13 protein-coding genes are annotated in these 14,010 nt (G+C 35.9%); 5 read left to right on the forward strand and 8 right to left on the reverse strand.

Going from position 1 to position 14,010, the window contains the following annotated elements; translation table 11 throughout:
• Together M2372_RS16200 and M2372_RS16205 are read left to right on the forward strand one after the other, a co-directional pair.
• Positions 1–1,455, forward strand: coding sequence for a HAMP domain-containing sensor histidine kinase (locus tag M2372_RS16200; protein ID WP_123320933.1), 1,455 nt, complete (start codon positions 1–3; stop codon positions 1,453–1,455).
• Entirely contained in the window at positions 1,455–2,162 is a 708-nt protein-coding gene (locus M2372_RS16205; protein WP_123320932.1) for a tRNA1(Val) (adenine(37)-N6)-methyltransferase, read from the forward strand. The genes M2372_RS16200 and M2372_RS16205 overlap by 1 nt, the downstream gene beginning before the upstream one ends.
• Before the next feature lie 38 nt (positions 2,163–2,200).
• On the opposite strand, the gene M2372_RS16210 is transcribed toward M2372_RS16205, so the two are convergent.
• A complete protein-coding gene (locus M2372_RS16210; protein ID WP_123320931.1) occupies positions 2,201–2,911 on the reverse strand; it encodes a cell division ATP-binding protein FtsE in 711 nt (236 codons plus the stop codon).
• 153 nt (positions 2,912–3,064) lie between these two features.
• Complete coding sequence (rpmH, locus tag M2372_RS16215) at positions 3,065–3,223, reverse strand: 50S ribosomal protein L34 (RefSeq protein ID WP_115970517.1); 159 nt, start codon at positions 3,221–3,223, stop codon at positions 3,065–3,067.
• Positions 3,224–3,459: 236 nt separating this feature from the next.
• Here rpmH and M2372_RS16220 point away from each other — a divergent pair, with 236 nt between their 5' ends.
• Positions 3,460–4,473 (forward strand): bifunctional oligoribonuclease/PAP phosphatase NrnA, encoded by a 1,014-nt coding sequence (locus tag M2372_RS16220; RefSeq protein ID WP_115970516.1) that lies wholly within the window; start codon positions 3,460–3,462, stop codon positions 4,471–4,473.
• Between the two features lie 77 nt (positions 4,474–4,550).
• Positions 4,551–6,164 (forward strand): T9SS-dependent choice-of-anchor J family protein, encoded by a 1,614-nt coding sequence (locus tag M2372_RS16225; protein WP_123320930.1) that lies wholly within the window; start codon positions 4,551–4,553, stop codon positions 6,162–6,164.
• Between the two features lie 19 nt (positions 6,165–6,183).
• Here the strand turns inward: M2372_RS16225 and M2372_RS16230 are convergent, their stop codons facing one another.
• The 6 genes from M2372_RS16230 to tilS form a co-directional block, all read right to left on the reverse strand.
• Entirely contained in the window at positions 6,184–7,008 is an 825-nt protein-coding gene (locus M2372_RS16230; protein WP_115970514.1) for a patatin-like phospholipase family protein, read from the reverse strand.
• Positions 7,009–7,053: 45 nt separating this feature from the next.
• Positions 7,054–7,866: a hypothetical protein gene (locus M2372_RS16235; RefSeq protein ID WP_123320929.1), complete on the reverse strand. Its 813-nt coding sequence runs from the start codon at positions 7,864–7,866 to the stop codon at positions 7,054–7,056.
• Between the two features lie 5 nt (positions 7,867–7,871).
• Positions 7,872–8,654 (reverse strand): alpha/beta fold hydrolase, encoded by a 783-nt coding sequence (locus M2372_RS16240; RefSeq protein ID WP_123320928.1) that lies wholly within the window; start codon positions 8,652–8,654, stop codon positions 7,872–7,874.
• A 106-nt stretch (positions 8,655–8,760) separates the two neighbouring features.
• Entirely contained in the window at positions 8,761–9,288 is a 528-nt protein-coding gene (locus M2372_RS16245; RefSeq protein ID WP_123320927.1) for a biopolymer transporter ExbD, read from the reverse strand.
• 247 nt (positions 9,289–9,535) lie between these two features.
• Positions 9,536–11,605 carry a protein-disulfide reductase DsbD gene (locus M2372_RS16250; protein ID WP_123320997.1) on the reverse strand — a complete coding sequence of 690 codons (2,070 nt, stop codon included), beginning with the start codon at positions 11,603–11,605 and terminating at the stop codon, positions 9,536–9,538.
• Positions 11,595–12,944, reverse strand: coding sequence for a tRNA lysidine(34) synthetase TilS (gene tilS / locus M2372_RS16255; RefSeq protein ID WP_123320926.1), 1,350 nt, complete (start codon positions 12,942–12,944; stop codon positions 11,595–11,597). Before tilS ends, M2372_RS16250 begins: the two co-directional genes overlap by 11 nt.
• Positions 12,945–13,031: 87 nt before the next feature.
• Here tilS and M2372_RS16260 point away from each other — a divergent pair, with 87 nt between their 5' ends.
• The gene (locus tag M2372_RS16260; protein ID WP_123320925.1) at positions 13,032–13,865 is read left to right on the forward strand and encodes an OmpA family protein; all 834 of its coding nucleotides are present in this window, start codon (positions 13,032–13,034) and stop codon (positions 13,863–13,865) included.
• The last annotated feature ends 145 nt before the right edge of the window (positions 13,866–14,010 follow it).

Raw genomic sequence — 14,010 nt, forward strand, 5'->3', positions numbered from 1 at the left:
ATGTCATTAAATAAATATAAAGGATATAGCTTAAGGAATCGTGTGTTTTTCGGTTTCTTACTGGTATGCTTTTTAAGTGTTGTGGCAACATCACTGGTTCCTTATTTTGTATTGAGAAATAATTCCCTGCAGCAGAGTAATATCGATATGCAGGAAAAAACCAATGCGGTAATGAGATATCTGGATTATGCTGTAAGCCGTACGTTGGTAGAGACAAAAGATCTGCCGAAGGTTCTGGGGAATAAGATCTTTGAGATCGCAGATATTAATCAGCATGATATTGTCATTTATGATCTGCAGGGGAACTATGTACTTTCCAATAAAGATGAAAGCCTGATTGATCAGAAAAGACTTTCTATAGAAATTATCAACAAGATTCTGTCTACGGATGCAAGAGTTGATATGACCAGATATGATGCAGCCAAAGATGCTAAGCTTACTTCTTCCTATCTTTTACTGAAGAACAATGAACTGGAGCCTATCGGTATTGTTTATATTCCTTTATATCATAATGAATCAGCCTACCTTGATGTATTGCATCAGTATGTCAAATACATTCTTTTAGTCGATATATTCCTTATCCTGTTCAGTATCTGGATAAGTTGGGTGACCTCTAACAGCCTGGCAAAAACGATTACAAAATTCTCTGATATGATTACCCGTATTACATTGTTTGAAAATGAAATGCGTCCTATCAGATATTATAAAAATGATGAGTTGAATGCCTTGGCAAGAGCATATAACAGGATGATTCTCCAGATTCAGGACCAAAAAGAAAGGTTAAGGTTTAAAGCATCTGAAGAAGCATGGCGAGAAATGGCAAAACAGGTGGCCCATGAAGTGAAAAACCCACTTACTCCGATGAAGCTTACCATTCAGAATTTTGAAAGAAAATTTGATCCGGAAGATCCAAACATCAGAGAGAGGGTAAAGCTGATGAGTAAAACAATGGTAGATCAGATCGATCTGATTGCTACCGTAGCTTCTGCATTCTCAGAATTTGCCAAGCTTCCTGAAAAAAATAACGAAGTAATCAATTTGAATACTGAAGTGGAAGATATTCTTCGTGTATTCAATGATGACAGTATCTTTATGCATGCTAACAAGAGTGATATTATGATTAATATGGATAGGATTTATCTTTCCAGGATCATTACTAATCTTGTGACCAATGCTAAGCAGGCTGAAAGTGATGAAAGAAAGCTGATTATCAATGTAGATGTGGAGCAGCATCAGCGAAGGGTGATTATCTCTATTCAGGATAACGGAATTGGAATTCCTGAAAATATGTACGAAAGAATTTTTGAACCTAATTTCACTTCCAAAAGTAGTGGAATGGGGCTTGGTCTGTCTATGGTAAGAAAAATGATTGAAGACTATAAAGGAGAGATCTCCGTGAAATCGGAAGTAGGGAAGGGGTCTACGTTCATCATTACATTACCTACCAATTTATAGTGAAATCTTTTAAGTTTAAACAATTTGAGATCCAGCAATCCAAAGACGTCTTCCGTGTAGGAACAGACGGTGTTCTGCTTGGCGCTTTAGCAAATATAGAATCGGCTTTTCGTGTTTTGGAAGTAGGAACCGGAACGGGGTTGATCTCATTGATGCTGGCACAAAGAAATTTGCATGCTGATTTTTTAGGATTGGATATTAATGCAGATGCTGTAGCCCTGACAAAACTTAATTTTGAAAATGCACCTTTCAGCGCAAGGTTAAAGAATCTGTATCAGGATTTTAAAACCTTTGAAACGGAAGAAAAATATGATCTGATTGTTTCAAACCCTCCTTATTTTGAAGAATCCGGATCCGATAAAGATAAAATTGCCCGCCAGACAGTAGAATTGAATTTTAAGCAGCTTATCGCTCAGTCTGCTGGTTTTTTGTCTGAAGATGGTTTTCTTTCTGTTATTATTCCGGTTGAGGGCGGAGAAGTCTTTGTCTCAATGGCAGAAGACTGTAATCTGTTTCTCAACAGAAAGGTTAATATCAAAGGAATTGAAAATGCCAAAACAAAAAGATTGGTCTTAGAATTTTCTCCAACTGAAAAAAAACTTCTGGAATCTGAGTTTATTATAGAAAAAAGTCCGAGAATATACTCGGACCAATATCTTGAACTCACTAAAGAGTTTCATATCTTTAAAAAAGAAGCCAGAGGTTAGAATTTTATAATTTCTTATTCTCTGTATTTCTTAATTTTTTATTCAAATAATTCTGCTGTATCCAATACTGATACTTTTCCATCTTCACATCTGATAGCTTCACCAGGGAAGTTTTGGATCATATGGTAATCGTGTGTTGCCATTACTACAGCGGCTCCATTTTCAAGGGCAACCTGCTTCAATAGGGTCATAATTTCGTTGGAAGTTTCAGGGTCAAGGTTTCCTGTTGGCTCATCTGCCAGGATCAGGTCCGGGTGGTTAAGCAGGGCTCTTGCGATGGCGATACGTTGTTGTTCACCTCCTGAAAGTTCGTGTGGCATTTTGTGCTTTTTGCTCTTCATGTTCACACTTCCCAATACTTCATTGATTCTGTCTTCTATTTTTACATTATCACTCCATCCTGTGGCTTCCAAAACGAATTTAAGATTCTTTTCAACAGTTCTGTCGGAAAGCAACTGGAAATCCTGGAATACAATTCCTAGTTTTCTTCTTAGATTGGGGATATCAGACGGTTTTAATTTAGCCAGGTCAAATCCTACCACAGATCCGTGTCCTGATGCTAATGGAATGTGTCCATAAAGCGTTTTCAGAAGGGAACTTTTTCCGGAGCCTGTTTTTCCAATAAGATAGCAGAATCTGCCTTTTTTAATGTTAAGATTGACATCAGAAAGAACAGTGAAGCTTTTTTGAGCAATTTTAGCGTGCTGTAAACTTATAATATTGTCTCCGGAGATATTTGTATGTGGCATAATTTAATTTTAAAGGCTATTTCTAACAAAAAATTTTCAATCTTTAAAAATAGAAAAAAGAAGTCTATTTGAGTCTAATTTTAATAAATTTTAACAACAAAAAATGCCTGAAAAGGAAATTTTCAAGCATTTTTTGTATATGATAATAAAAGATTATCTCTTAGCGCGTGTTGCACTGATCGTTAAACTCTTTCTGCCTTTAGCTCTTCTCGCAGCCAAAACTCTTCTTCCATTTGGCGTAGACATTCTTTCTCTGAAACCGTGTTTGTTTCTTCTTTTTCTTTCTGATGGCTGGAATGTTCTTTTACTCATTACTATATGTTTAAATCGTAATTAATCTATTAATTTTCAGGTTGCAAAGATATATAAAATTTTATAAGATACAAACTTTAATTATCTTTTTTTAAAATTATCTATTGTGTTTTTTTTATCAGACATTTACAAACCCTTATGGAGACCTGAATTTATCTGTGCAAAAATAATATTTAAATGATTTATATAAAAGCTTTATCTTTGAAAACTTAAATTTTAACGAAAATAAACACAAGATGTTTACACCAGCAGAACTTTTAGAGATCAATACATTACTTACACCTGAAAACAAAATAGTTATTCTTACCCACTATAATCCGGATGGTGATGCTATTGGTTCCAGTCTGGGATTGAAACATTATTTAAAGGCAAAAGGAATTCATGCAGAGGTTATCGTTCCCAACGATTTTCCAAAATTTCTGAAATGGATGCCGGAGTCCAAAAAAGTGATTATTGCAGAATACAAAAGAAAGCTGGCTGCTGATATGATTGCTGCTGCAGATGTTATTTTCTGTCTAGATTTTAACTCTCCTTCCAGAATCGGTTTATTGGGAGACTGGCTGGTAAAGGCTCAGGGAAAGAAAATTCTTATTGACCACCACCAACAGCCGGAACAATTTGACTTTGTTTACTCAGATACGGTAATTCCTGCTACTTCACAGATGATTTATCATTTCATTGAAGCGCTGGAAGATGAAAAACTGGTTAATCAGGATATGGCAGAATGTATGTATACCGGAATTATGACTGATACAGGTGGTTTCCGTTTCCGTTCTACCAGTGCTACTACCCATAGAATTATTGCGAATCTGATTGAAAAAGGAGCAGATCCGGCGATGATTACTTCCAATACCTGGGATACTAATACTGTTTCACGCCTTCATTTGCTTGCTTTGGTTTTAGGAAGAATAGAAGTGGTGAATAATGGTACCGTAGCTATTTTAAGCCTTACAAGAAATGAGCTTAAAGAATTTGGCTTCCAGAAAGGTGATACAGAAGGCTTTGTAAATTATGGTTTAAGTATTGCCGGAGTGAAAATGTCTGCCTTCTTTATGGAAGATCTTTATGAAGACTTTATCAAAATCTCATTTAGAAGTAAAGATGATGTGGATGTAAACCAATTCTCAAGAAAATACTTCAATGGTGGCGGTCACATTAATGCTGCCGGAGGAAAATCATATGGTTCTCTGAACAATACGATTGGAAATTTTAAAGATGTTTTAGATAAAGACGACTTTATTAAATCCTAAAGTTATTTTGTAATTGCTTGTTTATATGATGGCTTTTTGTTAGTTTTGATGTAAAACCTACTAAAAAACGAGACATTATGAAAACAAGATTACTCGCGATGCTGTTTGCATTGCCATTGGCTGCAAATGCGCAATTTACCCAAAACTTTGATGCCGGAACAACCACTCCTGCCGGCTGGACTGTCATTAACGGAGGGGATGCCGCTGGATTTATCTTTAGTGCCGGGGCTCCGAGAAGTGTGTATTCATTACCCAATGCCGCTCAGATTAATTATTCAGCTACAGCACATGATGATTATTTGGTAACTCCCGCTATTACTGTGACTGCAGGTGTTAATACCAGATTAACTTATTTTGTAAAGAATCAGGACCCTAATTATGTGGAAAATTATGAAATTAAACTGTCCACAACAACAGCTACGGCTGCAGCTTTTACTACTGTATTAACTCCGGAGGCACCAGCTCCTAACAAGTGGACGTTCTTTTCCGTAGATCTTTCTGCTTATGTAGGACAAACAGTGTATGTAGGGTTTCATGCAGTTTCGGCAGATAAATTCAGATTGCTGTTTGACAGTATTAACAATGATGTTGCTCCTACTACAGCTCCTGGTTGTAGTACATTGGTATCACCAGCTAATGGAGCTACCAACGTAAATCCAAATTCAATGACGCTTACATGGTCTGCTCCTGCAGCTGGAGCGACGGTAGATAGTTATGATGTATATATGGATACCAATCCTAATCCTACAACTTTAGTTTCAAGCAGTTATTTATTTGCTGATTTTAGTAATTTACAAGGAAATACTACTTATTATTGGAAGGTTGTTCCTAAAAATGTTGTGGGGGCAGCTGCAAGTTGTCAGGTTTATAGTTTTACAACAAGAGATGCATTTGCTCCTTATTGTGCAGGTAATTTACTATTTGGTCCGGGAGCTACGGGTACAAGTGGTGGGATTGAACCTATTACATCGGTACAGCTAGCTAATATGACCAATACTTCTTCAGAAGTTTTAACGAGTCTTCCTCATGAAAATTTTACAGATAAAATTGCGTCTGTAGAACAAGGGGGAACCTATCCAATTACTTTAAAAGGGAATACAGATGGGAATGCTACAGATAAATTTACAGTATTTATAGACTGGAATCAGAATGGAAACTTCCTAGATGCAGGTGAGGTTTATTTTGGAACAGCAGCTACTGCAGTAACAATAACAAATTCAACGGGCCTAGATGCAGTAACAGCTACTGGAAATATTGTTGTTCCAGCTACAGCAACATTAGGGAAAACAAGAATGAGAATTAAGAAGAATTATGCTTCAGCAGCAAACTTTTATTTAAGTCCATGCTATTCTTCAGGAGCTGCTCTTACTGCTGCTGCTGGTGCTGTAGGTTGGGGACAGGCTGAGGATTATAGTATTATGGTGTCTGCTGCAGGAACCCTTGGAGTAAATGAAAGTAAAGCTAAACCTACAGTAGGAGTGTATCCAAACCCAATGAAAGATATTCTCAATATTTCTACTGCAGATAAAAAAATAACAGAAGTTTCATTCTATTCTGCCGACGGAAGATTAGTGAAATCTGTTAAAGAAAACATCTCTACTATTAATACAGATGGTCTGAATTCAGGAGTGTATATCGTAAAAGTAAAAACATCAGATTCTGAACAGACATTCAAAGTAATAAAAGAATAATGGAAAGTATCCGTTAGTTTTATAGGAAGCTCTCAATTTGAGAGCTTTTTTTATGCCCTTTTTCTTCCAGTTCCTGACAGGTGTATTCGTAGACCTGCTGGAACATTTCATCCATATATTTCTTATTGAAAAGACTGTACTTTGTCATTTTAGGCGGATCTAAAAATATATTACAGTGTTTCACTTTAGAATATACTGATTTTGCGATGGCCAAATGGAGAATACGGTCAAACTCTTTCATCAGGCTCATCTTGTTTAATTCATCATAGCTTATTGAATTCACATGGGAAGCAATCAGAAAATCGCATTTATCCATAATAGGTTCAATGGGAAGGTTATCCAGAACTCCACCATCTACATATATTTTATCACCCATTCTTACTGGCGGCAGGATGAAAGGGACACTTGATGAAGCCAAAAGAGGAGTGAATAGTTCACCTTCAGAAAAGAAGTCAACAATACCGTGAGTCATTTCTGTGGTGGCGATGTAAACAGGGATCTTCAGAATGTTAAAATTGTCTTCAGGGAAATAATCCTTGAATAGTTTTAAGATGAAATTAGAGCTGAAAATTCCATTTTTTGATAACTTCAGGGCAGACCGTGAAAAAAAAGAAGTTTGCCTTACAATTTCCATCATTTCGTCCGGTGTTTTTCCAAATGAATAAAAAGCGGCAATGATAGAACCTGCGCTGGTCCCGGAAATAATATGAGGTTTAAGATTGTATTCTTCCAGCGCTTTTAAAACGGCAATATGTGCAATTCCACGCATTCCTCCGCCTGAAAGTGTAAGTCCGATAACCGGAGGTTTCGGGGGTGTCTTTTTTTTGAACGAGAATATTCCCATTGAGAAAATTATACCTTACTAATATACAGGATTTTTTGTGAATGTTTATGGCTCGTCACATTCAGAATCGATCTTGATGAATAAAGCATTGAATTCATTATTTATTTTTTCATCATGAGAAATCCTCTGTATTTTATCGTTGGCACAATTTCCCCAGCCAAAAGTAATCAGATCAAGAAGAGCATAGTCTCTATTGTCTGATGAACTCAGTTGTTCATTGAATTCATCCATGATACGTTGCGGATTCCCGTTTGTTTTACTCATTTCCTCCCTGAGCTTTTTCCATTCTGCAAACATTTGATCATCAGTTGAATTTAAAGCCTTTGAAAAGTTTTTACATTTATCATTTTTGAGCAGAACTGAAGGGTCGGAATAGGCAAGAGTCTGGGTTTTCAATTTCTCATAAGTTTGAACAAGTTCTTCATAAGTTTTCTTTTTGATATCCTGCCAGTATGGGGTATTTACAACCTTCAGGTTTTGAATCTGAGCTTTTCTTTCTGCAAAATCTTTATCCAGCTTTGCCAGAATTTTATCTTTATTATTTCTTACTTCTGTAAGGTCTTTAAGGTTGTGAACAAATGGGGAATCAAGTAAAGAACCGCTCAGTTCAAACCAAAGTTTATAAGTTCCTTTAATTTCTTCTTTTGAGTATTTATTGCTGTCAAAATATCCTTTGTTGTCACATAATTCTGTTACAAATTGAAAAACTTCCTGCTTAGGCTGAACAGCCGTTAAAGTATCTGCTTTTTGAGATAATGCCTGAGCTGAATCTGCAGGCTCAGTACTGGATGTTGGCTGTTTTTCCTTTTTGCAACTTAGAAATACAAGAAGAAAGATAGACATTATAGCAATTCTCATGATTTTTATAATACTAATTTTTTAGGTAAATTATGTAAAAGCTCTGTATTGATAATCTCTGCACAAATGCCTGGTTTTTCCCAATGTCCGTTGTGTCCGCAGTCTAATATGTAGGATTTGATATTCGTTCTGTCCGGAAGATTTTTGATGGTAAGATCTGTCTTTACAGCAGTGTCATGCTTGCCTGCCAGTACAAGGATCTTGGCTTCCAGATTTTGCATGACATGCTTTTTATCAGTCCTTTCTACCATTCCTTTTACACAGGCAAGAGCTCCCATATTATTGGTGGAAAGTGCTGTTTCCAGTGCCGTTTCAATTTTTCCTTCCAGAATATCTCTCTCATTAGGATTGAACAGGTTGGGGATTCCGGCTCTGACATAATGGGCAAAAGCATCTTTGATGATCCTGTAACTTTTGATGCGTTGTTGTTTCTTCTCTTCATCATCTGCAAAATAAGTGGAGAAGAAAAGAGTTAAGCTCTTCAGTGTGTCAGGATATTTTTCAGCAAAAGCCAGAGAAGTGTAGCCACCCATGGAATGTCCCAGTACATGTACTTTCTCTATATTCTGATTATCTAAAACTTTTTTTACTTCATCAGCCATTAGTTCCATAGTATGGATTTCTCCAAAGGTCTCCGATTGTCCGTGACCCGGTAGATCAATTTTTAAAAGGGAGAAGTCTTTGGATAGATGAGTCTCCATATCACTCCAGATAGACAGGTTTTCCATAAAACCGTGGAGGAGTACTAAGGTTTCTTTTCCATTTCCTTTTCTTTCAAAGTTCAGCATGATTTCAAAATTAGAGAGGTTAAAATAATATAGCAGATCTACTGCTGACCAGTTTTACTTTCAAATGTAAACAAAAAAGAGCATTTTAAAAATGCTCTTCCCTGTTTTATTGAGTTAATTCTTTGTAAACCTTTGTTTCCCAAGGTTTGATATCAGTTACTCCGTAACGTTCTTTTTTAGAAATAGCCAGATCGTCCAATATGTCTACAAAGTTTTTGTAGTTAGCTTCATCAGTAGGTTTGATAATTACGGTGAAGTTTTTTTGGTTAGGAGCGTTTTTATAAGCTTCAGAAATGATTTTTGAAACATTTATTCCACTAAAGTCTGTTTCTTTAAGGTTTGAGGTGTTTAAATCTGTTGCATTGCTTTGGTGGTAAAACACTCTGTTATCTTTTCCCAGAATGAATGTAACCTGATTTTTATCTCCAATAACATAGTCGTTAATAGGTGGTTTGGGGTTGTGGTCTTTTGCGGGAAGTCCAAGATCCATCACGTTGGGTTTGGTAAAATTAGTCGTAAACATGAAAAACATCAACAGTAGGAAATTGAGATCTACCATTGGAGTCATGTCAATTTTTATTAATTTCTTTTTCTGCTTGCCGCCTTGTTGTTCTTGTGCAATTACTTCAGCCATAATTCATATTTTAAAATGTTAAACGGTATTTGGTGAAAACTTTAAAAATCTGATCGTGATTTTGAAAAGTTGATACAAAGTTGATGCCTAACTATTTAAATATGTAATAAATTATTGTTTTTATTAAATAATTATACTTAAATTGTGTTAAAAAGTATGCTTGGATATAGGTGATCTGCCTGGGTTTCAAGGATAAAAAAAACTCACACTGAAAAGTGTGAGTTTAGAATATATGTAAAATGTTTATTTACTTGTTTTTCTTGAAGTAATTCACTCCGCATTCCAGAAACTTTTTGAAGTCTTCCTTCGGCATATACCCTGAAACAGGTGTATTGATTACTTTTCCATCCGGAGTTATTAAGACATAGTGTGGCTGGGAGTTGTTATTAAAGTTAACCTGCTGGAATAAGCTCCAACGGTCTCCAATAGTTTTCACTTTTTTGATCTGTCCCTCCCCAAGGTCAATTTTTGTTTTTTGATCTTCAGGAAGCTCTTCCTTGTCATCTACGTATAAAGAAGCCAGAACAATATCATTTTGAAGGATCGGTAAAATGTCCGGTTCGCTCCATACAAACTCTTCCATTTTTCTACAGTTTTCACAACCATACCCTGTAAAGTCAATTAAGATCGGTTTATTTTCCTTTTTAGCAAGCTCTATGGCTTTAAAGAAATCATGTTCAGGGTGCATGCCTAAAATACCGTCTTTTTCATCATGGAAGTAGCTCACGTTCAATGGAGGCAGGATTCCACTTAATAACTGAAGTTTCGGACGGTCGGACGGAATCAATCCCTGAATCAGATAGATCACAAATCCGATTCCTAATGCACCTAATATTTTTCTTGTAATTGAAATCTTAGGTTTTTTATCATCATGCGGGAATTTGATTAATCCAAACAGATATAAAGCTAATCCTAAAGCAACAATGATCCATATGGCGATGAAAAGTTCTCTTTTTAAGAAGAAAGTCTTCGATACAAGGTCTGCTTTTGATAAGAATTTTAAAGCTAAAGCCAGTTCTACGAAACCTAAAACCACTTTCACAGTATTCATCCATCCTCCTGATTTCGGAAGACTTTGTAATGCTTGCGGGAATAAAGCCAATAATCCGAAAACAATAGCCCAAGCCAATCCGAATCCTGCCAGGGCAAACGTTAACAGCATCGGGACATTAGAAGAACCGGTTACAGCACTTCCCAATAGACTTCCCAGAATTGGACCGGTACAAGAGAAAGAAACGATTACCAGTGTTAATGCCATAAAGAAAATACCGATGATACCACCTGCTTCTTCAGCTTTTGAAGACTTGTTGGCAATAGAGCTAGGCAACGTAATATCATAATATCCGAAGAAACTTCCGGCAAAGAAGATGAATATGATAAAGAAAGCAATATTCAGCCATACACTTGTGGAAATCTCATTGAAAATATTTCCTGCAATCCCATCAATAATATGGAAAGGAATACTTAATAAAATGAAAATAAGAAGGATGAAAAATCCGTAGATCAAAGCATCTCTTTTCCCTTTAGCCTTATCCTTACTTCCTTTCGTAAAGAAAGAAACCGTTAAAGGGATCATAGGGAATACACATGGAGTCAATAAGGCGATTAGGCCTCCAATGAAACCTAAAAACAGATAAGTCCAATAGTTTTCCTCTACTTTTGTAGTGGCTGTACCACAATCCGTTAATGGATTTTTGAAATCAAGGGTTTCAATTTTTAACTGTTTAGGATCCAGTACAGAGGTTTCGGCCACGGTAACTTCTGTTTTGGTTGGATTTTCAGTTACTGTCTCCACTGTTTTTACAGAATCTTTTACAGGCTCTGTAGTTTCTTCAGGAGTAGCTGCCTCAGTTGCCCCTTTTGGAGTCACCTTCTGATTGAATTCTAAAGTATTGGGAGCAAGACAAACCCTGTCATCACAGGTCTGATAAGTAATTTCAGACGTTACATCAGCAGGTTTTGCAGGATCTTTTAATTTGAATTTCTGCTTGAATCCAGCGGTATTGGAATAGAAAACAATAGTTCCTCCGAAAGCTTCAGAGAATTCTTCATGTTTTTTACCCACTTCAGTAAATTTTCCGATAAGTTCAATATTCTTTCCTGAAACCTTATATTCGGTAGGAATTCCCGTATCTTCAGGAAGATCTTTGGAGTAGATATGCCAGCCTTTTTCCATGGTAGCATTCAAAACCGCCTCATACTGGTTGTTGCCCAGATCGTTGATGGTAAACTTAAACTTTACAGGATTTTTAATCTGTGCATTAATTCCTGTTGCTAAAAAGAGTAGAATTAATAAAAACCAATTTCTAAATTTCATTTTTCGTTTCATTAAAAATTTTGAGAATACGTTCTGTTTTCTCATCCTTTGCATATCTTCTATCCTGTCTGAAAGGTATGATTCCAAGTACGGAATTGTTACTGTCAGACAATATCCAAATTTTTTGCCTCGCTAAAATAGATAATTTTTCGTCCCTAAAAAATTTAGAAACTTTCTTTTTCCCCGAAAATCCCATCGGATAAAATTCATCACCATCCTGCTGTTTTCTTAAATACAGTGGGAACTGAAGTTTTTCAGCATCAAAATCCCATTCTATATTTTTATTGAATCCATCAATGTCTGCAATAGAAACCTGAAGATTGATCCTGATTGGGTTTTCTGATAAATCAAAATGATCAATCAGAAGAATTTCGTTTTCGCTTTCAGTGTCTTTATTTCTTCCAATAAAGACTAATTCATTTCTGTTGACAATCAGCTGATATTCTTTAGAGAAAAAAGAACTGTTGTTTTCTGCTTTAAAAATTTTAGGAATTTCCTCTTCCTGATTGAACCCGTATTTTTTTAAAATTTCAAACTTGACAAAATCACTTTCCTGATCCAGCTTTTCCTTTGATAGGATTTTATGGTCTGAGTTAAATATACTAAGCTTATTTTCTATCTCCTGGATCTGTTTTTGAACAAAATCTCTGGTTTGGTTCAGGTATGAGGAGCTTTTTTTAAAGTTTTCCAGAAAATGCTCATTGGTTTCCAGCAATTTTGGGACAATCTCATTTCTGATCTTGTTTCTCAAATAATCACTTTTTTTATTGGAGAGATCTTCCCGGAATTCAATCGTATTGTCTTCTGCAAATCTATAGATTTCCTGTTTTGAAAACTGTAAAAGCGGGCGAAGAATATTATTGTCATTGGAAGGGATACCACTCAGACCATTAATTCCGGCAGCTTTAGACAGATTGATAATAAAAGTTTCCAGCTGGTCGTTCAGGTGATGGGCGGTAACCAGAAATTCCAGTTTTTCCTTTTCCTGAATTTCCTTAAAAAAAGCATACCGGAGTTCTCTTGCCCAAAGCTGAATAGAATTTTCCGGTTTTTTATCCTTTTCAGAAACTTCGTACAGGTGAAACATAATATGATTTTTCTCACAAAAATCCTGTACCACTTTCTGATCAAGAGCTGAATCTTCCCCGCGAAGTTTGTAATTGATATGGGCAATCTGAAATGAACATCCCGGACGTTGTTTTTTATCTCTTAAATCCCTGAATAAAGAGGCTAAAACCATAGAATCAGCACCTCCACTCACTGCTAAAAGATAGCTGTGGTTTTCAGGTTGCTGAATAAGATTTTCTAATTGTTTTCTGAAGCTTGATTTTTTCAACATAGATGTTGAGAATTTCTTTTATGCAAAGATAAACCATATAATTCAATTGAATTTCCCTAACTTTGAGTAGTCTAAAAATGATTACTTATGAAGATTTTTAAAATTTTAGCGGTTTCTGCAATGGCGTTGGGAATGACATCTTGTGTAAGCAAGAAGCAGTATGATGCCTTAAGCACAAACTATAAGCAGTGTATTGAAAATATCGGAGAAAGACAAAGAGAAATTCAGGATTTGAAATCTCAGAACTCTGCATTGACAGGTGAAAATAATTTATTAAAAAGCCAACATGATGCTTTAAAATCATCATTGGATGCATGTCTTTCCAATACAGGAAAAAGCTCTGCTAATATTGACAAACTTGTGGGAGAGATCAATGCTTCCAATTCATATATCAAGCAGTTGATTTCTAGCAATGCTAAAAACGACAGCTTAAATCTTGCTTTGTCTAATAAGCTGAAGAGATCTTTAGATAATGTATCTGATGAAGACGTACAGGTGAAAGTCTTGAAAGGAGTGGTAATGATTTCCCTTTCAGACAAAATGTTATACAAAACAGGAGATTACAATATCTTGCCTGCTGCCCAGGAAGTGTTGGGTAAGGTAGCTAAAGTAATCAATGATTATGATAAATATTCAGTATTGATCGAAGGTAATACAGATAACGCTCCGTTAAATTCTGTAAACTTACCAAGAGACAACTGGGATCTTTCTGCATTAAGAGGTACATCTGTTGCTAAGGTTCTTCAGACTCAGTTTGGAGTAGATCCGGCGAGAATTACTGCAGGAGGTCGTTCTGAATACAACCCGAAAGCGACGAATATGAGTGTTTCCGGAAGATCAGAAAACAGAAGAACGGAAATTATCATCATGCCTAAACTGGATGAATTCATGAAGCTGATGGATATTGCTCCTAAAAAATAATTACTGAATAATACAGTACACAAGATCCCGATTTTTCGGGATCTTTTTTTATGCAATGAAATGTCTGTTTTGGATGTAACTTTTAAATCAATAGTTCTACTTATTGAAAATAAATTGATATGATCTTTGGAAATCAAGGAGATGT

It is taken from the genome of Chryseobacterium sp. BIGb0232, from assembly GCF_024810195.1.
Lineage (GTDB): Bacteria > Bacteroidota > Bacteroidia > Flavobacteriales > Weeksellaceae > Chryseobacterium > Chryseobacterium pennae.